At 71.3% G+C, this 22343-nt stretch carries 17 protein-coding genes; 11 read left to right on the top strand and 6 right to left on the bottom strand.

Translation table 11 applies throughout. From position 1 onward, the window contains the following. Positions 1-209 precede the first annotated feature (209 nt). Positions 210-1082, bottom strand: a complete 873-nt coding sequence (locus tag ACFYW7_RS14520) for a LysR substrate-binding domain-containing protein (protein ID WP_389501832.1) — start codon at positions 1080-1082, stop codon at positions 210-212. Positions 1083-1375: 293 nt separating this feature from the next. Here ACFYW7_RS14520 and ACFYW7_RS14515 point away from each other — a divergent pair, with 293 nt between their 5' ends. Next, positions 1376-2509: a bile acid:sodium symporter family protein gene (locus ACFYW7_RS14515; protein WP_389501829.1), complete on the top strand. Its 1134-nt coding sequence runs from the start codon at positions 1376-1378 to the stop codon at positions 2507-2509. A gap of 141 nt (positions 2510-2650) precedes the next feature. Here ACFYW7_RS14515 and ACFYW7_RS14510 read toward each other — a convergent pair whose 3' ends face one another. Beyond that, positions 2651-4612 (bottom strand): exo-alpha-sialidase, encoded by a 1962-nt coding sequence (locus ACFYW7_RS14510; protein ID WP_389501826.1) that lies wholly within the window; start codon positions 4610-4612, stop codon positions 2651-2653. A 369-nt stretch (positions 4613-4981) separates the two neighbouring features. Here ACFYW7_RS14510 and ACFYW7_RS14505 point away from each other — a divergent pair, with 369 nt between their 5' ends. Beyond that, positions 4982-5524 carry an isochorismatase family protein gene (locus ACFYW7_RS14505; protein WP_389501823.1) on the top strand — a complete coding sequence of 181 codons (543 nt, stop codon included), beginning with the start codon at positions 4982-4984 and terminating at the stop codon, positions 5522-5524. A gap of 318 nt (positions 5525-5842) precedes the next feature. Here the strand turns inward: ACFYW7_RS14505 and fdhD are convergent, their stop codons facing one another. Together fdhD and ACFYW7_RS14495 are read right to left on the bottom strand one after the other, a co-directional pair. Next, positions 5843-6706 (bottom strand): formate dehydrogenase accessory sulfurtransferase FdhD, encoded by an 864-nt coding sequence (gene fdhD, locus ACFYW7_RS14500; RefSeq protein WP_389501821.1) that lies wholly within the window; start codon positions 6704-6706, stop codon positions 5843-5845. Positions 6707-6875: 169 nt separating this feature from the next. Then, on the bottom strand, positions 6876-7847 hold the full coding sequence (locus ACFYW7_RS14495) for a 2-dehydropantoate 2-reductase (RefSeq protein WP_389501819.1): 972 nt from the start codon (positions 7845-7847) through the stop codon (positions 6876-6878). Between the two features lie 455 nt (positions 7848-8302). Between ACFYW7_RS14495 and ACFYW7_RS14490 the strand changes: the two genes are divergently transcribed. From ACFYW7_RS14490 to ACFYW7_RS14480, 3 genes are all read left to right on the top strand, one after another. Then, positions 8303-9634, top strand: a complete 1332-nt coding sequence (locus ACFYW7_RS14490; protein ID WP_389501817.1) for an OFA family MFS transporter — start codon at positions 8303-8305, stop codon at positions 9632-9634. Between the two features lie 238 nt (positions 9635-9872). After that, the gene (locus ACFYW7_RS14485) at positions 9873-10820 is read left to right on the top strand and encodes a beta-ketoacyl-ACP synthase III (protein ID WP_389501815.1); all 948 of its coding nucleotides are present in this window, start codon (positions 9873-9875) and stop codon (positions 10818-10820) included. 156 nt (positions 10821-10976) lie between these two features. After that, entirely contained in the window at positions 10977-11651 is a 675-nt protein-coding gene (locus ACFYW7_RS14480; protein WP_389502698.1) for a GntR family transcriptional regulator, read from the top strand. Here ACFYW7_RS14480 and ACFYW7_RS14475 read toward each other — a convergent pair whose 3' ends face one another. After that, positions 11652-12995, bottom strand: a complete 1344-nt coding sequence (locus ACFYW7_RS14475; protein WP_389501812.1) for a low temperature requirement protein A — start codon at positions 12993-12995, stop codon at positions 11652-11654. A 378-nt stretch (positions 12996-13373) separates the two neighbouring features. On the opposite strand from ACFYW7_RS14475, the gene ACFYW7_RS14470 reads away from it, so the two are divergent. From ACFYW7_RS14470 to ACFYW7_RS14445, 6 genes are all read left to right on the top strand, one after another. After that, complete coding sequence (locus ACFYW7_RS14470; RefSeq protein WP_389502696.1) at positions 13374-14555, top strand: ROK family transcriptional regulator; 1182 nt, start codon at positions 13374-13376, stop codon at positions 14553-14555. A 132-nt stretch (positions 14556-14687) separates the two neighbouring features. After that, positions 14688-16226: a sugar ABC transporter ATP-binding protein gene (locus tag ACFYW7_RS14465; protein ID WP_389501811.1), complete on the top strand. Its 1539-nt coding sequence runs from the start codon at positions 14688-14690 to the stop codon at positions 16224-16226. Beyond that, positions 16223-17242, top strand: coding sequence for an ABC transporter permease (locus tag ACFYW7_RS14460; RefSeq protein ID WP_389501809.1), 1020 nt, complete (start codon positions 16223-16225; stop codon positions 17240-17242). Before ACFYW7_RS14465 ends, ACFYW7_RS14460 begins: the two co-directional genes overlap by 4 nt. Positions 17243-17262: 20 nt before the next feature. Continuing rightward, the gene (locus ACFYW7_RS14455; protein ID WP_389501807.1) at positions 17263-18312 is read left to right on the top strand and encodes a substrate-binding domain-containing protein; all 1050 of its coding nucleotides are present in this window, start codon (positions 17263-17265) and stop codon (positions 18310-18312) included. A 77-nt stretch (positions 18313-18389) separates the two neighbouring features. Next, positions 18390-19619: a Gfo/Idh/MocA family protein gene (locus ACFYW7_RS14450; RefSeq protein WP_389501804.1), complete on the top strand. Its 1230-nt coding sequence runs from the start codon at positions 18390-18392 to the stop codon at positions 19617-19619. 11 nt (positions 19620-19630) lie between these two features. Next, on the top strand, positions 19631-20635 hold the full coding sequence (locus ACFYW7_RS14445; RefSeq protein ID WP_389501801.1) for a sugar phosphate isomerase/epimerase family protein: 1005 nt from the start codon (positions 19631-19633) through the stop codon (positions 20633-20635). 120 nt (positions 20636-20755) lie between these two features. Here the strand turns inward: ACFYW7_RS14445 and ACFYW7_RS14440 are convergent, their stop codons facing one another. Then, positions 20756-22144, bottom strand: coding sequence for an OFA family MFS transporter (locus ACFYW7_RS14440; RefSeq protein WP_389501799.1), 1389 nt, complete (start codon positions 22142-22144; stop codon positions 20756-20758). Positions 22145-22343 lie beyond the last annotated feature (199 nt).

Raw genomic sequence — 22343 nt, 5'->3', positions numbered from 1 at the left:
AGAATTCCTTACGGTTCCGTAGGTTCCGTAGGCTTCGTGTCGGTAATCTCCACGGAATCTGTACGACCCCGAGCGGGTGCTCGGGCGCCGCGGGAGGCCGATTCGGAACATTTGATTCCGGGGCCGGCCCGGACGTCTTCCGCACCGGATCCGAACTCCGCCGTCCCGAGGCCGACGGCCGCGCGGGCACTCGTCGCCACCCGGTGTCCCTACCCCCGTCGTCCCCGGTGCAGCCGGTCCCCGCCCGCGAGGATCGCCGCCGCGAGCGCGTCCGCGGCCCCTTGCGCGGACTGCCGCCGACGCCCGTGCACCAGGACGAAGTCCACCTCGCCCAGTTCCGGGAGTCCCGCCCGCTCCGTCACCCTGACCAGCCCCGGCGGCACCAGCCCCTGCGAATGGGCCATCACGCCCAGACCCGCTCGGGCCGCCGCGAGGAGGCCGTTGAGGCTGCCGCTGGTGCACGCGATGCGCCACGGCCGGCCCTGGCGTTCCAGGGCTTCGAGGGCGAGTGCGCGGGTGATGCCCGGGGGAGGGTAGACGATCAGAGGGACGGGGCGGTCCGGGTCCAGTCTCAGACGCTGGGCGCCGATCCACACGAGGCGGTCGTGCCAGACCAGCTCGCCGCGTGGGTCCTGCGGCCGCCGCTTCGCCAGCACCAGGTCGAGATGTCCCGCGGCGAGCTGTTCGTGGAGGGTGCCCGAGAGCTCGACCGTCAGCTCCAGGTCCACCTCGGGATGGTCGGAGCGGAAGCCCTCCAGGATCTCCGGCAGGCGGGTCAGCACGAAGTCCTCGGAGGCGCCGAAGCGCAGCCGGCCGCGCAGCCGCGTCCCGGTGAAGAACGCCGCCGCCTGCTCCTGCACCTCCAGGATCCGGCGGGCGAACCCGAGCATCGCCTCGCCGTCCTCGGTGAGCTCGACGGAGTGCGTGTCGCGCGAGAACAGCTGGCGCCCGGCCGCGTCCTCCAGCCGCCGCACGTGCTGGCTGACCGTGGACTGGCGGACCCCCAGCCGCCGGGCGGCCTGCGTGAAGCTCAGCGTCTGGGCCACTGCCAGGAACGTACGCAACTGGGACGGGTCGTACATGGGACCTCGCTATCGCGAAACGTGATGACAGTCAGAACGGTATGACGGATTCCCGATCGGGGCCCGGAAGAGGACGATGGAGAGGGCACGAGCCGCCCGCGCGCGACGGCAGCGCCGTACGCGAGGTCCGTCCCGAACGGGTCGGACCGAACGGCCCGCGAACCGAAGCGAACGAGCACGACGCACGACGAACGACGCACGACGACATCGAGCAGGCGCACCGAACGGGTACGGCGAACGAGCACCACGAACGACCGCACCGGGCAAGCGCACCGAACGAGCAGTGGAGCACCGTGAAACGCCTGCAGTGGCCGAGCTGGATGCCGATCGACCCGTACATCCTGCTGTTGCTCGGGACCGTGGGCCTCGCCGCGCTGTTCCCGGCGAGCGGTAAGGGAGCGGACGTCGCCTCCGGTGCGGCCACGGCCGCGATCGCGTTCCTCTTCTTCCTGTACGGCGCCCGCCTCTCCACCCGTGAGGCGATGGAGGGCCTCAAGCACTGGCGTCTGCACGGCACGGTGCTGGTCTGCACCTTCGTGGTGTTCCCGCTGCTCGGGCTCGCGGCCCGCGCCCTGGAGCCGGCGCTGCTGACGCACGACCTCTACACCGGCCTCCTCTTCCTCACGCTCGTCCCGTCGACGATCCAGTCGTCGATCGCCTTCACCTCGATGGCCCGCGGCAACGTGCCCGCCGCGATCTGCGCGGGCTCCTTCTCGTCGCTGGCGGGCATCGTGCTCACCCCGCTGCTCGCGGCGGCCCTCCTCGGCAACAGCGGCGGCGGGTTCTCCGCCGACTCGCTGGTCAGGATCGTGCTCCAGCTCCTGGTGCCGTTCGTGGCGGGGCAGTTGCTGCGTCCCTGGATCGGCGCCTTCATCGCACGGCACAAGAAGGTGCTCGGCCACGTCGACCGCGGCTCGATCCTGCTCGTCGTGTACACCGCGTTCAGCGAGGGCATGGTGCAGGGCATCTGGCACCAGGTGAGCGCCGTCCGGCTCGCCGGCCTCCTCGTCGTCGAGGCGCTGTTGCTCGGGGTGATGCTCGCCCTGACCTGGTACGGAGCCAAGGCTCTGCGGTTCGGCAGGGCGGACCGGATCGCCATCCAGTTCGCCGGCTCCAAGAAGTCGCTCGCCTCCGGACTCCCCATGGCCGGCGTCCTGTTCGGCGCGCACGCCTCGCTCGCCGTGCTTCCGCTGATGCTCTTCCACCAGATGCAGTTGATGGTGTGCGCGGTGATCGCCAAGCGTCGCGCCCGCGACCCCGAGGCGACCGGTCCCGCCGGTCCGGTCCGGCCGTCCGGGACAGGGGGGACGGCCGGCACGGCACGGAAGGCCGGCGGCGCGGGCGGTTCCGGCGGCCCCACCACGCCCCGGGTCTCCCCGGCCGTCGCGTCACCCGTCGCGGTCCCTACGGCGACCCGTTCCGGCTGAGCCGAACCCACCCGCGGGAGCCTGCTCCATCGCCCTCCCGCTGAGAGGCGAGCGGCAGGTCTCCGGGACCAGGCCGGCACGCCGCCGGACCCGGTTCCGTTCCGCCGGAGCGCTCGTGCGTCCCGGGGCGTGGACGCGAGGTCAGTGGTGCCCGCTCACCCGGTCCAGGGGCAGCCACAGCACGGTGTCCCGGGTCACCTGCCGCGCGGGCGCCGCCGACAGTTCCTCGTCGCTCAACACCCTTTCGTAGACACGTACGTCGTCGATCGCGCCGGTGAAATACGCCCGGCTGTCCATCCGTTGGCCGACGTGCACCCCGAACGGCGAGTTCCGGCTCACCGATCCGGGCACGTCCGCCGCGCCGACGGTCGTCCCGTCGACGAACAGCGAGAGCCGTCCTCCGCCGCGGCGCAGCGCCAGGTGGTGCCACCGGCCGTCGTTGTAGGAGCCCGCGGTACGCACGGACGCCGTTTTCGGTGCGGCGGCGCCGTTCCTGGTGGTGACGAGCCCGGTGATCCGGCCGGACGCGGGTTCGGCGCGCAGCCACACCTGGGGCTGCGTCGTACCGATCCCGCCCATCCACAGCAGCGGCTGCTCACCGCTGGTGGCCGTGTAGCGGAACCACAGGGACGCGGTGAAGTCCTTCGTCCCGAGCGGAAGCCGGTCCTGGTAAGGAAGTCGTACGGCGTCGTCGGCGCCGTCGAACTCCAGCGCGCCGCCGAGGACGCCCGCCGTCGGCGTCGGCCCGCCGAGGACCGTCGCCCGCCGGGTGTGCGGAGCGAGGTCGGCCGTCGTCGGGTCCGGGCCCCGGCGCGGCCGGAGCCAGTCCTCGGTGAAACGGGCGAAGCGGATCTCGTCGCGCGCGTCGACCGCGCCGCCCTCGTACATCAGGCCCACGGCGTCCGTGTCGATCCGCACCAGGTCGGAGTAGCCGGACCAGTCGGAGGTGACGACCGTGCCGCGGTCCACGCTGTCCCACGTGCGGCCGCCGTCGTAGGAGGAGCGGATCATCATGGTCCTGCGGCGGTCCGGGTCGCCCGGGCAGGACAGCAGGATCCGGTCGCCGACGCGCAGGGTGGAGCCCTGCACCTGGGGCGCGTAGAGGTCCGGGAGGTCACGGAAGGAGGAGGCGAAGCTGTCGCCGCCGTCCCGGCTGATGGCCTGGGTGCGGTGCCCCAGGTCGGTGCCGTCCTGCTCGCGGCCGCTGACCAGGACGGCACCGTCGGCGCGTTCGGTGAGCGTCATCTCGGACGGCTTCTGCCGGAACGTGCCGTCGTCCGCGATCGGCCAGGAGTCGGTCGCACCGATGTCCCAGTGGTCGCCGCCGTCGTCGCTGGTGACGAGCGCGGCGTTGTCGGCCGTGACCCGACCGCCGTTCCAGGTCTCGGTGTTGACGGAGAGGACGAGTCGTCCCGCGTGCCGTCCGCGGGTGAGCTGGATGCCGTGCACCGGGCCGGTGGCGTACCAGGAGTTCCAGTCCGGGGGCAGGATCTCGTCGCTCAGGTCACGCGGCTCGGACCACGTGAGACCGTCGTCGTCGCTGTACTGCAGATGCGGGGTGCGGTCGCACGGGACCGAGCAACTCGCGCTGTCCGTACGGCCGGTGTTGTACGTCTCCGCCAGCACGATCCGGCCGGTGGCACGGTCCACGACCGGGGCGGGATTGCCGTGGGTGTCCCCGCCGCCCTCGTTGACGACCTGGAGAGGGCTCCAGGTGCGCCCGCCGTCGGTGGAGCGCTTCACCACGATGTCGATGTCGGCCGCGTCGCCGCAGTTGAGGACCCGTCCCTCGGCGAACGCCAGCAGGGTTCCCTCGGTCGTCCGCACGACGGACGGGATGCGGAAGCAGGCGTAGCCGGGATCCCGGGAGGCCTTGAACAAAACCTGTTGCTCGAACACGGCGTTCGCGGCCGCGGGTTCGGCGCGAGCGGTACCGGGGAGCGCGAGCAGCGCGGCGATGCTGAGAACGACGGTCAGGGTGGCATTGAGCCGGGTGCGGGGGCTCGGCCGGGTGGGTGACGGCCGTCCTCTCTGCGGGCCGGTGCCGGGCCCCGGCCGGGCGGCCGACGCGGATCTCGGACGGGTGCGGAGGCGTAACGGCATGGTGCGACCTGCCCTTCGTACGGCTGGGCAATCCGGATGCTCCGGACATCCCACGTCCAACGTTCGCGCCCAGACGCTACTTGGCCCTCAGACAGCTCACAAGAAGTCAGCACCGGTCGTGTTCACGCCAGCTTTCGCCCGTGCGTGAGGGGCCGTACGGCACGTGGGTCGCAGGAACCCTCCGCTGGAGCTGGAGCTGGAGCTGGAGCTGGAGCTGGAGCTGGAGAGGGGCGAGGCGGCGTCCCGCCGGTTCGTTCGGGTCCGCGACACGCCGACCGTGCCGCCGGGGCGCGGCCGAACGAAAGCAGTTCACGGGCTTGTTGATCCGGATTTCCGGTACGGACGGCTGATGCGGGCTAACGTTCCGTCATGACCGCACCCGAAGCCGAACCCCGCCTCGCCCTCGACCCGACCCGCACGGCCCTTGTGCTCGTCGATCTGATGGAGCGCATCGTGGCGTTGCCCCTGGCGCCGTACAAGGGGACCGAAGTCCTCGCCACCTCGCAGGAGTTGGCGGCCTCCTTCCGGAAGGCGGGGGCTCCCGTCGTGCTCGTCCGGGTCGAGCGGTCCGGGGTCCCCGAGCAGCCGCCCGGAAGCGGACTCGTCCCCGGGCTCGTCGCGGACGGTGATGTGGAGATCGTGAAGCGGACCATCGGCGGGTTCCAGGGCACCGGCCTCGACGAGCGGCTGCGTGAACGCGGTGTCTCCACGTTGGTGTTCGGGGGCATCGCCACCAACCTGGGGGTCGAGTCGACCGCGCGCGCCGCCGGCGACCTCGGCTACGACCTCGTCTTCGTCCAGGACGCCATGGCCGCGTTCACCGCCCCCGAGCACGAGGCCTCCGTCCGCCTGGACTTCCCGCGCCTCGGCACGGTGGTGTCGGCGGCGGAGGTGTGCTTCGTCGCGGGATGAGCCGCGACGGGTGTTTCGGGGCGGGACTCCGCGCGGGACGGGTCTCCCGACCGGGTGAGCCGCTGACGGCGGAGCGGCCCCTGCCCCGGTCCGGTCCGGTGAGCCGCGGAGCCGGCCCCGGTCTCGTCCGGGGCGGAACAGGTGGTTGCGCCACCCGCTCCGGAACGACGGGCCGCCGCGCGCCTCTGACCGGTGCGTCGGCCGGGTCGGCGGCGTTCGCCCAGGTGGCGGGGGCCCGAGGCTGAGGCGGGGCCCGTCCGGCGCAGGGGGCGCTCCCCGCCGTCCGGGACCCCGCCGCCGTGCAGCGGGGAGCCGGTGTCAGCCCTGGGCGGCCGCGGCCCGCAGAGCGATGCGGTGCTCGCCCGCGTACACGTTCATGTTGGCGCCGCGCAGGAAGCCGACCAGGGTCAGGCCGGTCTCCACGGCCAGGTCGACGGCCAGGGACGACGGGGCGGAGACCGCCGCGAGCACCGGGATGCCCGCCATCACCGCCTTCTGCGCCAGCTCGAAGGAGGCCCGGCCGGACACCAGCAGGACCGTCCGGGAGAGCGGGAGCGAGCCGCTCTGCAGGGCGCGACCGACCAGCTTGTCGACCGCGTTGTGCCGGCCCACGTCCTCGCGGACGTCGACCAGCTCCCCCTCCTCCGTGAACAGCGCCGCCGCGTGCAGGCCCCCGGTCCGGTCGAAGACCCGCTGGGCGGCGCGCAGCCGGTCGGGGAGCTCCGCGAGCAGCCCGGGCTCCAGCCGCACCGGGGGAGTGGTGCCGCCCTCCGTGTCGTCGACCGCCCAGCGGGCCGTCGTACGGACCGCGTCCAGGCTCGCCTTGCCGCACAGCCCGCAGGAGGACGTCGTGTACACGTTGCGTTCGAGCGTGATGTCGGGGATGACGACGCCGGGCGCCGTCCGCACGTCGACGACGTTGTAGGAGTTGGAGCCGTCCACCGTGGCCCCCGCGCAGTACACGATGTTCTGGAGTTCGTCGGCACGGCCCAGCACCCCCTCGCTCACCAGGAAGCCCGCGGCGAGCGCGAAGTCGTCGCCCGGGGTGCGCATGGTGATCGCCAGGGGCTTCCCGTTCAGGCGGATCTCCAGCGGTTCCTCGGCGACGAGCGTGTCGGGACGGGTGCTCTCGGCTCCGTCCCGGATACGGATCACCCTGCGTCGTTCCGTGACTCGTCCCATGTCCTGATCAGTCCCGGTTCTTTACGTGCGGCTGGCCGGAGCGGCCCTTCGATCGGCTGTCGCCGTGCGGGTCACCGGGCGTCGTGGGGGAGGTGACCTTCACGTGCTCATTGTCCTGCATGCGCGGAGCGGGCCGCATGGCGCGGAGGCGGGCGGCCCGCTCCGCGGGTCATGCCGCGGTCCGCAGGGCGAGCAGGTCCGAGATGGCGTGCACGGTACGCAGCGTCGGTACCGGCACCTCCGTGATCTCCGCCAGTTCCACGACGGCCGCGAGCAGCACGTCGAGCTCCAGCGGCTTGCCGCGCTCCAGGTCCTGGAGCGTGGAGGTGCGGTGGTCGCCGACGCGCTCGGCCCCCGCGAGCCGCCGCTCGATGGACACGCCCACCTCGCAGCCGAGGGCCTCGGCGACCCTCAGGGTCTCGGTCATCATGATCTCGATGACCTTGCGCGTCCCGCCGTGCAGACACATCTGTCGCATCGTGGCCCGCGCGAGCGCGCTGATCGGGTTGAAGGAGATGTTGCCGAGCAGTTTGAGCCAGATGTCATTGCGCAGGTCCGGCTCGACCGGGCACTTCAGCCCGCCCTCCCGCATGGCCTCGCCGAAGGCCCGGCAGCGGGCCGAGACCGACCGGTCGGGCTCGCCGATCGAGAACCGGGTGCCTTCGAGGTGGCGTACGACGCCGGGTCCCTCCAGTTCGGTCGCGGCGTACACGACGCACCCGATGGCCCGTTCCGGTGCCAGCACCGCGCTGACGGCGCCGCCCGGGTCCACGCTCTCCACCCGGTGGCCGTCGTGGGGTCCGCCGTGCCGGTGGAAGTACCACCAGGGAATGCCGTTCTGGGCGGCGATCACCGCCGTGGTGCCGTGCAGCAGCGGCTCGATGAGCGGCCCGCACGCCGCGTACGAGTTGGCCTTCAGGCCCAGGAAGACGTAGTCGACCGGGCCGATGTCCGCCGGGTCGTCGGTGGCGTGGACGTGCGCGGTGAAGTCCCCGCGCGGGCTGATGACTTGGACGCCGTGCTGCCTCATGGCCGCGAGATGCGGTCCACGGGCGACGAGGTGCGCGTCGGCGCCGGCGCGGTGCAGCGCGGCGCCGACGTAGGCGCCGATCGCGCCGGCGCCGAGAACTGCGACTCTCACTGGGTGGCGCTCCGTTCGGTCGAGGGTACCGAGGAACTTCCAATTCTGTCGACGAAATATTGTCTACAGGATGGAATGAGTGAGGGCAAGAGTCCCGGCTACGGCGACGGCCACGGCCACGGCGATGGTGACGGCCACCGTGATGGTGACGGGGAGTGCGGGTGCGGTGCGGTGCGGGGGCTGGGGCGGGACCGGGACCGGGCCACACGCGTGCGCGGCGCGGAGGCGGCGGCACCCGGCCGTGAGGCGCGCGGGGCCGGATCGGGGAGCCCGCCGGGTCGGATCGGGGAGCCCGCCGGGTCGGACGGCGAGGTCGGTCGGAGCTGTCCGCGCGACCGGCCGTACGTGCCCGAGGCGACCGTTCGTCGCGTCAGGGTGACCGCTCATCGCACACGGTCGACGAGTTCCCGCCGCGCGGGTTCACAGCCGGGCAACCGCTTCCTATCGTCCCGATCATGAGCCCTCCTGTCGCACCGCCGGGTTGGAGCCGCTGGCTCGTCCCGCCCGCCGCCCTGTCGGTCCACCTGTCCATCGGCCAGGCCTACGCCTGGAGCGTCTTCAAGCCGCCGCTCGAATCCGCGCTCGATCTCAGCGGCACGCAGAGCGCGCTGCCCTTCCAGGTCGCCATCGTGATGCTCGGCCTGTCGGCCGCGTTCGGCGGCACGCTCGTCGAGCGCAACGGACCCCGCTGGGCGATGACCGTCGCCCTCGTCTGCTTCTCCTCCGGCTTCCTCCTCGCGGCGCTCGGCGCGGCCACCGAGCAGTACTGGCTGATCGTGTTCGGCTACGGCTTCGTCGGCGGGACGGGCCTCGGCATCGGCTACATCTCCCCCGTCTCCACCCTGATCAAGTGGTTCCCGGACCGGCCCGGCATGGCCACCGGCATCGCGATCATGGGCTTCGGCGGCGGCGCGCTGATCGCCTCGCCCTGGTCCGCCCAGATGCTGAAGTCGTTCGGTTCCGACTCCTCGGGCATCGCGCTCGCCTTCCTCGTGCACGGGCTGACGTATGCCGTGTTCATGACCCTCGGGGTGCTGCTGGTGCGGGTGCCGCGCGGTGAGAAGCCGCAGGCGGCCGGGCCGAGCGCGCTCGAAGGCGTCCAGGTCTCCGCGCGGAACGCCGTACGCACTCCGCAGTTCTGGTGCCTGTGGATCGTGCTCTGCATGAACGTGACCGCGGGCATCGGCATCCTGGAGAAGGCCGCGCCGATGATCACGGACTTCTTCGCGGACACCTCCACGCCGGTCTCCGTGTCCGCGGCCGCCGGGTTCGTCGCCCTGCTGTCCGCGGCCAACATGGCGGGCCGGATCGGCTGGTCCTCGACCTCCGACGTGATCGGGCGCAAGAACATCTACCGGGTCTACCTCGGGGTGGGGGCGCTGATGTACGCGCTCATCGCGTGGCTGGGGGACTCCTCCAAACCGCTGTTCATCCTGAGCGCGCTGGTGATCCTCTCCTTCTACGGAGGAGGCTTCGCCACCATCCCGGCGTACCTGAAGGACCTCTTCGGCACCTACCAGGTCGGCGCCATCCACGGCAGGCTGCTCACCGCCTGGTCCACCGCCGGAGTCCTCGGCCCGCTGATCGTCAACCGGATCGCGGACCACCAGGAGGCGGCGGGCCGACACGGCTCGTCCCTGTACGGCATGTCGTTCCTGATCATGATCGGGCTGCTCGCCGTCGGCTTCGTCGCGAACGAGTTCGTCCGGCCCGTCCACGCCCGCCACCACATCCCCGCACCGAGGGAGGCCGTAGATGTCGCACGACAGCAGCCCGAGTCCGCCTGACCGCCGACCGCTGATCGCCCTCGCCTGGTTGTGGGTGGGAGCCCCGCTGGGCTACGGCCTCTACGAGCTGATCCAGAAAGCGACACAACTGTTCAAAGCGTAACCGTTCGGGCACCCAAGGGGCTGACAGAAGCCGACAAGCCTGGCGTCCCAATCCTGTGGCATCACCTGCCGTCGTACTCGTGAGTCATTGATCAGACTGGAGGATCCCGCTACCGAAACACGAGGGGGACCACTCATGAACGGCTCTCGGATCGCCGCCGTAGGCCATTACCAGCCCGCCAAGGTACTCACCAACGAGGACCTGGCGGGCCTGGTCGACACCAGCGACGAGTGGATCAGGAGCCGGGTGGGCATCCGGACGCGCCACATCGCCGGGCCCGACGAACCGGTCGACGAGCTGGCCGCGCACGCCGCCGCCAAGGCGCTCGCCGCCGCGGGCCTCACGCCGGCCGACATCGACCTGGTGCTCGTCGCCACGTCCACGGCCGTCGACCGCTCCCCGAACATGGCCGCCCGGGTCGCCGCCCGGCTCGGCATCCCCTCGCCGGCGGCCATGGACATCAACGTCGTCTGCGCCGGCTTCACCCACGCCCTCGCCACCGCCGACCACACCGTGCGCGCCGGTGCCGCGACCCGCGCGCTGGTCATCGGTGCCGACAAGATGACCGACGTGACGGACTGGACCGACCGCACGACCTGCGTCCTGGTCGGGGACGGCGCGGGAGCCGCGGTCGTCGAGGCCTGTCCCGCCGGCGAGGAGCCCGGCATCGGGCCGGTGCTGTGGGGCTCGGTGCCCGAGATGGGGCACGCGGTACGCATCGAGGGCACCCCCTCGCGGTTCGCCCAGGAGGGCCAGAGCGTCTACCGCTGGGCCACCACCAAGCTGCCGCCGATCGCCCGGCAGGCCTGTGAGCGGGCCGGTCTCGCGCCCGAGGACCTCGCCGGAGTCGTCCTGCACCAGGCCAACCTGCGCATCATCGAACCCCTCGCCACGAAGATCGGCGCGGTCAACGCCGTCGTCGCACGGGACGTCGTCGACTCCGGGAACACCTCCGCAGCGAGCATCCCGCTCGCCTTCTCCAAGCTCGTCGAACGCGGCGAGATCTCCACCGGGGACCCCGTCCTGCTGTTCGGCTTCGGCGGCAACCTGTCGTACGCGGGCCAGGTCGTCCGCTGCCCGTGAGGCGCCCTGAGCTGCCCGTCCGGCCCTCGCGCACCCGGGTGTGACAAGCCCAACTCCCTGTGCCTGTAGGCGTTTGTGCGCCGTAGACTGTAGGCGAAAGACAATTGACAATCGACTTTCCTATCGCGGCGACGGCGCTGCCCAGGAGGGACCGTGATGTTGTCGACAGGACTGCCTCAGGGAGCGGTACCCAGGCTCGAGCGGCCCGGGCCGCTGCGTGACCGTGTCTACGAGGCGCTGCTGGAGCTCATCACCACCCGCGCCCTGCAGCCCGGCCAACATCTCGTCGAGAGCGAACTCGCCGGTCATCTCGGGGTGTCGCGGCAGCCGGTGCGTGAGGCCCTGCAGCGGCTGAGCACCGAGGGCTGGGTCGATCTGCGGCCCGCCCAGGGCGCGTTCGTGCACGAGCCGACCGAGGAGGAGGCGGACCAGCTGCTCACGGTCCGCACACTCCTGGAGGCCGAGGCCGCCCGGCTCGCCGCGGCCAACGCGGGCGCCGCCGCCATCACGGCGCTCGAAGGCCTGTGCGCCGAGGGCGAGCGGGCGGTCGCCGCGGACGACGTCGACGGCGCGGTCGCGACGAACGCGCGGCTGCACGCCAAGGTGATGGAACTCGCCGGCAACACGGTCCTCGCCGAACTCGCGGCACAGGTCGACCGCCGGGTCCGCTGGTACTACACACCGGTGGCCCGGCAGCGCGGCCTGCAGTCCTGGACGGAACACCGCGAACTGATCGCCGCGATCGCCGACCGGGACGAACAGCGCGCCACCGCGGTCATGCGGGCCCACACGGAGCACACGCGGAAGATGTACCACGAGCGCGAGAAGTAGTCAGCCGACGGAGACTTCGCCGGAGCCGGAGCCGGAGCCGGAGCCGGAGCCGGAGCCGGAGCCGGAGCCGGAGCCGGAGCCGGAGCCGGAAGCAAGGGCAGAGTCCGAGTCGGAATCCGGGTCCGGATCCGGGGCGGTTCCGGCGGCGAGGTCCCGGCTTCCCGCGGTGTGGCGCGGTGCGCTGCCCGACGGCGCCCAGCGCGCCTCCGCGCCGAGCATCACCACCAACACCGCGACGAGGGCGAGCAGTTCGGTGACCGCGGACAGATGGATGCCGAGCAGCGCGGTGGCCGCCGCGACGGGTACCGCGGCGGCGCGGAAGGTCACCGGCCACAGTCGCAGCACCGCGCGGAACGCCACGTCCCCGGCCAGGAACAGCGCGACCCCGCCCGCCAGTGCCAGGGCCGGTCCGGTGTGCAGGTGCTCGGTGAGGTGCCCGAGCGTCTTCTTGACCCCCGCCGCGCAGTAGGCGATGCCGAGCAGCATGGGCAGGAAGGCGTAGTAGTACGCGTTCATCGCCAGGCGCCAGCGCCGGTCGGGCGGCGCCGCCGTGAACGCCGCCTCCGCTCCGTGCTCGTCACGCACGAAATACGTCCACCACAGGGCGCCGGCCAGCGCGAGAGCGAGGAAGGCGCCGACGAACAGGTCCGCGGTGAGCGGCAGGTTCCCGATGCCGATGCCGATCGCGATGACGGACTCGCCGAACGCGACGATGAGCAGCAGTCCGTGCCGCTCGACGAAGTGGGCCGGGTCCAACGCTCCCAACTGGGCGCGCAGCGCCGCGGCTTCGCGTCCGTTGCGGCGCCGGGGACCGTGCTCGGCGAGGAACGGTGTGACGAACTGCAGCGCCAGCGCCAGCAGCCACAGCGCGTCGGCGCGCGGGCCGTCGAACAGCCCGGCCGCCGTGACCGCCAGCGCGGCCAGCGCGTTCGGCACCGCGTACCAGACGACGTCGCGACCGTGGCCGCGGGTGTAGAGCGCGCTGTGCACGAGGACGACAGCGAGGAATCCGAGGCCGAAGACCACCCCGCCGTCGTCGAAGGCGCGCGGGATGGCCAGCGCGCACACCAGGAAGCCGCCCATCCCCAGCAGCAGCAGGAGGCGCCGTGAAGGCCGGTCGGGCGGAACCTGGTTGGTGAGGTACGCGTACGCGCCGTACATCCAGAACAGCACGACGAAGATCAGCGCCACGCGCGCCGCCGTCGCGAACGACAGGTCCGAGGCGAGCAGCACGGTCAGCTGGGTGAGGGTGAAGACGAAGACCAGGTCGAAGAAGAGCTCCAGGGTGCTGACCCTGCGCCCCGCCCCGCCCGGGTCCCCGCCCATGTCCTCACCGGCGGGCACGCCCGGACGGCCGCCCGTATGTCCGCCCGGGTGTTCAGCCGGGACCCCGGTCGGGAGGGGCCTCGGCATCCTCCGCGCGGTCGGCACCGCCGGTTCGTCGCCCCGCGTGCGGCCCGCTTCGTTCCTTGCTCCGCTCATGTGTCCCCCCGTGACGGCCCGATGCCGGAGATCGTATGCGGCCGTCCCGTCCGGCGCCCGGTTCTCCGGTCGTCGATCGCCCTTTGTCCTGGGAGTGGGGAAAGTGGAGAGAAATTCCTGCACGACTTCTTCCAAGTCCGGGCAGCCACTGCTACGTTCCCCCCGAAAGCACGACCGGTGCGGGTGGCCGGAACGTGACGGTTGCAAGCCGATCGAGGCGGGGAGGGGTTCGTGAGACGTATGACGGCGCGACCCGCTAACGCACATCAGACGCGACTGCTCAGGCTGTTGCGTGACGGTGGCCCCAACTCCCGTGCCCAGCTCGGTGATCAGGTCGACCTCTCACGGTCGAAACTGGCCGTCGAGGTGGACCGGCTGATGGAGACCGGGCTCGTGGTGGCCGACGGACTCGCCGCCTCGCGGGGCGGGCGCCGGTCCCACAACATCCGGCTCGCGCCGACACTGCGCTTCCTGGGCGTGGACATCGGAGCGACCTCGATCGACGTGGCCGTCACCAACGCGGAGCTGGACATCCTCGGCCACATCAACCAGCCCATGGACGTACGCGAGGGCCCGATCGCGGTGTTCGAGCAAGTACTGTCCATGGCCGCGAAGTTGAAGGCGTCGGGATTCGCCGAGGGTTTCGACGGCGCGGGCATCGGCGTCCCGGGACCCGTCCGGTTCCCTGAGGGCGTCCCGGTCGCCCCGCCGATCATGCCCGGCTGGGACGGCTTCCCGGTCCGCGAGGCACTCAGTCAGGAACTCGGCTGCCCGGTCATGGTCGACAACGACGTGAACCTGATGGCCATGGGGGAGCAGCACGCGGGCGTGGCCCGCTCCGTGAACGACTTCCTCTGCGTCAAGATCGGCACCGGTATCGGCTGCGGCATCGTCGTCGGCGGCGAGGTCCATCGCGGGGCGACGGGCAGCGCCGGCGACATCGGGCACATCCAGGCGGTTCCCGACGGGCGACCGTGCGCCTGCGGCAACCGGGGCTGCCTGGAAGCCCACTTCAGCGGTGCCGCGCTCGCGCGGGACGCCGAGGAGGCGGCCCGCCAGGGACTGTCGGCCGAACTCGCCTCGATGCTGGAGGCGAACGGCGGGCTGAGTGCCGTCGACGTCGCCGCGGCGGCCGCCGCCGGCGACGCCACCGCGCTCGACCTGATCAGGGAGGGCGGCAACCGGACCGGCCAGGTCATCGCCGCACTCGTGAGCTTCTTCAATCCCGGCCTGGTGGTGATCGGCGGTGGTGTGACCGGACTCGGCCACACCCTGCTCGCCGCGATCCGCACACAGGTCTACCGCCAGTCGCTTCCGCTCGCGACCGGCAATCTGCCCATCGTCCTCGGGGAGCTGGGACCGAACGCCGGAGTCATCGGCGGGGCCCGGCTGATCAGCGACCACCTCTTCTCGACCGCGTAAGGCACCACCGGCGATCGCACCACCGGCGATCGCACCACCGGCGCCGAGCCCCGGCTCCGCCGTGCCCGAAAACGCTCGCCCCGTACACGCACCGCCCGGCAACCGGCCCGCACGCCTGCCAGAGGAACCGCCATGGCACCAGAACCACCCCTGCTCACCATGTCCGGCATCACCAAGTCGTTCCCGGGAGTCCGGGCCCTCGACGGCGTCGACCTCGACGTCAGGACCGGCGAAGTGCACTGCCTGCTCGGCCAGAACGGCGCCGGGAAGTCCACGCTCATCAAGGTCCTGGCCGGCGCCCACCAACCCGACGACGGCACCATCACCTGGCGCGGCGAACCCGTCACCCTCAAGTCCCCGATCGCCGCCATGCGCCTCGGCATCGCCACCATCTACCAGGAACTCGACCTGGTGGAGGGACTGTCGGTCGCCGAGAACGTCCACCTCGGACATGAACCCACCGCCGCCGGATTCGTCGTCCGGGGCAAGGCGGCCAAGGCGGCGACCGCCCTGCTGCTCAAGCGGCTCGGCCATCCGGAGATCGACCCGGCACGGCTCGTCGGCGACCTGTCGGCGGCCCAGCAGCAGATCGTCTCCATGGCGCGAGCCCTCTCCCACGAGGTACGCCTCATCGTCATGGACGAGCCCTCGGCCGCCCTCGACCCCGACGAGGTCGACAACCTCTTCCGCATCGTCGGCGACCTGACCGCGGACGGCGTCGCCGTCGTCTACATCTCGCACCGCCTGGAGGAGATCCGGCGCATCGGCGACCGGGTCACCGTCCTCAAGGACGGGCGCGCCGTGGCGGGCGGGCTGCCGGCCCGGTCGACGCCCACCCGCGAGGTGGTGGCGCTGATGACGGGGCGCAACGTCGAGTACGTCTTCCCCGACCGGCCCCGCGAACCGGCGTCGGGCGACCCCGTTCTCGCGGTGCAAGGACTGTCCCGGCAAGGGGAGTTCGCGGAACTCGACCTAGAACTACGGCCCGGTGAGATCGTCGGGCTGGCCGGACTCGTCGGCTCGGGCCGCTCCGAGATCCTGGAGACGATCTACGGGGCGCGCAGACCGACGACCGGCCGGGTCAGCGTGGACGGACGGCCGCTGCGAACCGGCAGCGTACGGACCGCCGTACGCGCCGGACTCGGACTGGCTCCGGAGGAACGCAAGGCGCAGGCCCTGCTGATGCTGGAGTCGGTCACCCGCAACGTCTCGGTGTCCTCCATGTCCCGCTTCGCCTACGGGGGTTGGATCGACCGGCGGTCCGAACGCGACGCGGCACGGGCGGCCACCCGCGAGCTGTCCCTGCGCCCCGACAACCCCGCGGCGCCGGTCAGGACCCTGTCCGGCGGGAACCAGCAGAAGGCCGTGCTGGCGCGCTGGCTGCTGCGCGGCTGCCGCGTCCTGCTCCTCGACGAACCCACCCGAGGCGTCGACGTCGGAGCCCGCGCCGAGCTGTACGCGGTGATCCGACGGCTCGCCGACGAAGGGCTCGCCGTCCTGCTGGTCTCCAGTGAAGTGCCCGAGGTGCTCGGGCTCGCCGACCGCGTCCTGGTGCTGCGCGAGGGGCGCGTCGTGCACACCGCACCCGCCCGGGAACTCGACGAACACCGCGTACTCGACCTCGTCATGGAAGGAAGCCCTGTGGCCAGTGAAGGGAGCCCCGCGTCATGACGCAGCACGTGTCCCCGCCCCGGGACAGCACCGACAAGATGCCCTCGACGGGTGAACTCCCCGGGTGGCGCACGGTCGTGGCCCGCGCGGACGTCCGCACCCTCTCGCTCCTCGGCGTCCTCGCCGCCCTGATCGTGATCGGCGGCGTCACCAGGCCCGACGAGTTCCTCGACACCCGCAACCTCCAACTCGTGCTGACCCAGGCCTCGGTGATCGGTGTCGTCACCGTCGGCATGACCTTCGTCATCACCTCCGGCGGCATCGACCTGTCGGTGGGCGCGATCGTCGCGCTCGCCTCCGTCTGGGCGACGACGGTCGCCACCCAGGAGTACGGCTTCGCGGGCATCCTCTTCACCGCCGTGCTCGTCGGCCTGGCCTGCGGTCTGGTCAACGGACTGCTCATCGCGTACGGCGGGATGGTCCCGTTCATCGCGACGCTCGCGATGCTCGCCTCGGCCCGCGGCCTGGCCCTCCAGATCACCGACGGCAGGACCCAGATCGTGTCGGTGGACAGCCTCCTCAAGCTGGGCGAGCGCGACTCCTACGTGCTCGGCGTCCCGCCGCTCGTCCTGGTCTTCGCCGTCGTCACCGTCATCGGCTGGCTGGCCCTCAACCGCACCACCTTCGGCCGCCGCACCGTCGCTGTCGGCGGCAACGCGGAGGCCGCACGGCTCGCCGGCATCGACGTACGACGTCAGCGGCTGTACCTCTACCTGTTCTCCGGACTGTGCTGCGGCATCGCCGCCTTCCTGCTGATCATCCTGTCCGGCTCCGGCCAGAACACCAACGGCAACCTCTACGAACTCGACGCCATCGCGGCCGCGATCATCGGCGGAACCCTGCTCAGCGGGGGCCGCGGCACCATCACCGGCTCGGTCCTCGGCGTCCTGATCTTCACGACGATCACCAACATATTCGCGCTGAACAACCTCCAGAGCGACGTCCAGCAGATCGCCAAGGGCGCGATCATCGTCGCCGCGGTCCTGGTCCAGCGGCGCACCGCAAGTACGACCTGACACGGGAAAGGCCCACCGCCATGCCAGAACCCATGAGCCTGACCAGCCGCAGAGGACTGCTCTTCGGGACCGCCGCCGTATCGGCCGGTGCCTTCCTCGTCGGTTGTACCAGCAACGAGACCAAGGACGACAAGCCGGCCGCGAACGATCAGTCGGCCGCCGACGACAAGCCCGGCAAGCACGTCACCATCGGATTCGCCGGACCGCAGGCCGACCACGGCTGGCTCAACGCCATCAACGACAACGCGAAGAGCCGCGCGAAGAAGTACTCCGACGTCAGCCTGGAGATCACCGAAGGCTCCAACGACACCGCCGCGCAGATCGGCCAGATCGAGACGCTGATCAACAAGAAGGTCGACGTCCTGGTCGTGCTGCCGGCCGACGGGAAGGCCCTCACCCAGGTCGGCCTCAAGGCGATGCGTGCGGGCATTCCCGTCATCAACCTCGACCGGATCTTCAACTCGCCCCAGGCGTACCGCTGCTGGATCGGCGGTGACAACTACGGGATGGGACTGAGCGCCGGCCACTACATCGGCGAGAAGCTCAAGGACAAGAAGAACGCCCGGGTCATCGAGCTCGCCGGACTCGACAACCTGGAACTCACCAAGCAGCGCACCGAGGGCTTCGACGCGGCCCTGAAGAACTATCCGAACATCAAGAAGGTCGCCCGCCAGGCGGCCGAGTTCACCGTCGAGTCCGGCCAGGCCAAGATGTCCCAGCTCCTCCAGGCGCAGTCGAAGTTCGACGCCCTGTGGAACCACGACGACGACCAGGGAGTCGGAGCGCTGCGGGCGATCAAGCAGGCCGGACGCGACGACTTCCTGATGGTCGGCGGGGCCGGTGCGCTCTCCGCCTTCCAGGCCATCGACGCCGACGACAGCGTCCTGAAGGCGACCGTCCTGTACCCGCCGACCATGGCCGCCTCCGCGATCGACCTCGCCCGCGCGCTCGGGCAGGGCAAGGGCGTCGGGGGACTCGCCGAGTTCGAGATCCCCGCGTCGCTCACGCTCTACTCGGCCGTCGTCGACAAGGACAACGTCGAGCAGTACATGGCCACCGGCTTCAAGTGAGCCGCCGGTTCCAGGGGCCCGGTTCGGGGGGCCGGGCCCCATCCCCACCGAGCCACGACGACGAGGAGGACATCCGCATGGGAGAGTCGGACCAGGGCGAAGAGGCCGCGAAGCCGCCCTTGCGCGTGGGCATGGTCGGCTACGCGTTCATGGGCGCCGCCCACTCACAGGGCTGGCGCACCGTGGGCCACGTCTTCGACCTGCCGCGCCGCCCGGTCCTCGCCGCCGTCTGCGGCAGGGACGGACAGGCGGTGCGGGCGATGGCCGACCGGCACGGCTGGGGGGCCGTCGAGACCGACTGGCGCGCGCTGATCGCCCGGGACGACATCGACCTCGTCGACATCTGCACACCCGGCGACAGCCACGCCGAGATCGCCGTCGCCGCGCTGGCCGCGGGCAAGCACGTGCTGTGCGAGAAGCCCCTCGCGAACTCGGTAGAGGAGGCCGAGGCGATGACGGCGGCGGCGGCCGAAGCCGCCGGGCGCGGCCAGATGGCGATGGTCGGCTTCAACTACCGCAGGCTCCCCGCCACGGCACTGGCCCGTTCCATGGTCGCCGAGGGACGCCTCGGAACGCTGCGGCACGTGCGGGTGACGTACCTTCAGGACTGGCTGGTGGACCCGGAGTTCCCGCTCACCTGGCGGCTCCGCAGGGAGAGCGCCGGCTCGGGAGCCCTCGGTGATCTGGGGGCCCACATCATCGACCTCGCCCAGTATCTGACGGGGGAGCCGCTCGGCGGGGTCTCCGCCCTCACCGAGACCTTCGTACGGCAACGGCCGTTGCCCGCGCGGACGTCCAGCGGGCTGTCGGCCGCCCCGCGGGCCGGCGAGCCGGTCGAGGGGGACGGGCCCGGTTCGGGTCCCGTCACCGTCGACGACGCGGCCCTGTTCACCGGCCGCTTCACCTCGGGAGCCCTGGCCTCCTTCGAGGCCTCCCGCTTCGCCACCGGGCGCAAGAACTCCCTGCGCGTCGAACTCAACGGCGAACGCGGCTCGTTGGCCTTCGACCTGGAGCGCCTCAACGAACTCGAGTACCACGACCACACCCAGCCCGCCACGCACGCGGGCTTCCGCCGCATCCTCGTCACCGAGCCCGACCACCCCTACCTCGACGCCTGGTGGCCGCCGGGACACGGCCTCGGCTACGAGCACACCTTCGCCCACCAGGCCCGCGACCTCGTCCGGGCCATCGCGGACGGCCGGCCGCCCACGCCGTCCTTCGCCGACGGACTTCAGGTGCAGCGCGTCCTCGCCGCCGTCGAGGAGAGCGCCGCCAAGAACTCCGTATACACCCCCATAGCGGTCTGAGGAGGCCCGTCATGCCGCGCAACTTCACGCTCTTCACCGGCCAGTGGGCCGACCTGCCCCTCGAGGAGGTCTGCCGCCTGGCCCGCGACTGGGGCTACGACGGTCTCGAACTCGCCTGCTGGGGAGACCACTTCGAGGTCGACAAGGCGCTCGCCGATCCGTCGTACGTCGACTCCCGCCGTTCCCTCCTCGACAAGTACGGCCTCAAGTGCTGGGCCGTCTCCAACCATCTGGTCGGCCAGGCCGTGTGCGACGCCATCATCGACGAACGCCACCGGGCCATCCTGCCCGCCCGCATCTGGGGCGACGGCGAGGCCGAGGGGGTGCGGCGCCGCGCCGCCGCCGAGATCGCCGACACCGCGCGCGCCGCGGCCGCCTTCGGCGTCGACACCGTCGTCGGGTTCACCGGCTCGGCGATCTGGCACCTCGTCGCGATGTTCCCGCCCGCTCCCGAGTCGATGATCGAGCGCGGCTACGAGGACTTCGCGACCCGCTGGAACCCGATCCTGGACGTCTTCGACGCCGAGGGCGTCCGGTTCGCGCACGAGGTCCACCCGAGCGAGATCGCGTACGACTACTGGACGACACACCGGGCCCTGGCGGCGGTCGGCCACCGTCCGGCCTTCGGTCTCAACTTCGACCCGTCCCACTTCGTCTGGCAGGACCTCGACCCGGTCGGCTTCCTCCACGACTTCCGCGACCGCATCTACCACGTCGACTGCAAGGAGGCCCGCAAGCGCCTCGACGGCCGCAACGGCAGGCTCGGCTCCCACCTGCCCTGGGGCGACCCGCGCCGCGGCTGGGACTTCGTGTCCGCGGGCCACGGCGACGTCCCCTGGGAGGACGTCTTCCGCATGCTCCGCTCCATCGACTACGCGGGCCCGATCTCGGTCGAGTGGGAGGACGCCGGAATGGACCGGCTCCAGGGCGCGCCCGAGGCCCTGAAGTTCCTCAAGAGGTACGACTTCGAACCCCCGTCGGCCTCCTTCGACGCGGCGTTCGGCGGCAACGACTGACCGACGCTCCGCCGCACGGCAGGGCACGGCACACGAGGGAGCCCTCCCCGTTGATTCGCGGGGAGGGCTCCCTCGTACGGCCGGGACGTTCGCCACGCGCTCGCGGTCGTCAACCGCGGGTCACGCCATCTCCTCGCCCAGCGGCTGCGGATTGGGGACGACGGTCCGGGCCCCCGGCCGGCCCGGTGACTTGAGGAACAGGGCCAGTACGGCGGACGCCAGGCCGATGCACCCGGCGAGCACGAAGGCCCCCTCGTAGTCCCACGCGCCGACGACGACCGCTCCCATGCCGGAGCCCAGCAGGCCCGAGATCAGCTTCGAGCTGTAGACCATGCCGTAGTTGGAGGCGTTGTTGTTCTCACCGAAGTAGTCCGCCGTCATGGCCGCGAACAGCGGGAAGATCGCGCCGCCGCCGAAGCCGGAGACCATGGAGCAGAACAGGAAGAACGGCATGCTGCCCATCTGGCCGGAGATCAGGACGCCGAACTGCGCGGTCCCGAGCACCAGGCACACGATGATCAGCGTGTTGCGCCGTCCGAACTTGTCGGAGATCCAGCCGATGACACCGCGCCCGGTGCCGTTGACGATGGCCTTCAGGGACATGGCCGTGGCCACGATCCCGCCGGCGAAGCCCATGTCCTTGCCGAACGGCACCTGGAAGGCGATGCCGAAGATGTTGATCCCGGCCGTGCACAGCAGACAGAACCACATCATCCACAGGACAGGGGTACGCGAGGCCTCCTTGGGGGTGTACTGCTTCGCAGCCGGCGGGTTCTTCTCCAGCGCCCGCCGGACCTTCGGGTCGTCGGACACCTTCAGCGGGTCGACGTTCGCCGGCCACCACCCCTTCGGCGGGTCCTTGAAGAACCAGCCGGCCGTGGCGACCACCGCGCAGCAGAGGAGACCGACGCCCACCAGGACGCCCTTGTAGTTGCCCAGGTCCATGTACGAGGTGAACAGGAAGACGAAGGGCACGGAGCCGTAGGCGAAACCGCCGTTGACGAAGCCCGTCTTGCCGCCCTTGCGTTCCGGATACCACTTGCCGACCATGTTCACGCAGGTCGCGTAGACGAGGCCCGCTCCGATGCCGCTGCACATGCCGAAGCCGAGATAGGCGACGATCACGTGCGGGGCGAACGCCAGCGCCACATAGCCGAGCAGGGTGCCCAGGGCGCCCAGCAGCATCGCCGTACGGGCCGGGAGCCTGCCGCTCTCGCGGAGCTGCCCGGCGGGGAAGGCCACGGCCGCCTGGAAGAAGACCCAGACGCCCATCAGCCAGAAGATGTGTCCGCTGCTCCACAGGTGGGCCTTGTGGAGCGTGTCCTCCGCCGAGGTGAACGCGTACTCGGCGGAGCTGATGCCCAGCATGCCCGCCCAGGGCAGGAAGACCATCCACGCGCGTTTGCGCCCCATGATGTCGACGTCGGACTCGCCGACGCGGTACACACGGCCGTTGTGGTCCGTCACCTCTCGATAGGCGACGGGAGTCGAGTAGTCGGTGGTTGTCATGTCGCTCTAGCACCCCTTGCGTCGAAAGATCTGGTCAGCGCCCCCTGCCAAATGCCTTTCGTGCGCTCACGGGTCCCGGGGGGGGGGGGGCGCGCCCCGCCCCCCCCCCCCCCCCCCCCCCCCCACCCCCCCCCCCCCCCCCCCCCCCCCCCCCCCCGGGGCCCCCCCGCGACGCTCGCACCGACCCGCCCCGCGGCGC

Source organism: Streptomyces sp. NPDC002580 (genome assembly GCF_042889485.1).
In the GTDB taxonomy this organism is placed as follows: Bacteria; Actinomycetota; Actinomycetes; order Streptomycetales; family Streptomycetaceae; genus Streptomyces.
Note: the sequence above shows the minus strand (reverse complement) of the source record. Positions and strands in the feature narration are given on the sequence as shown.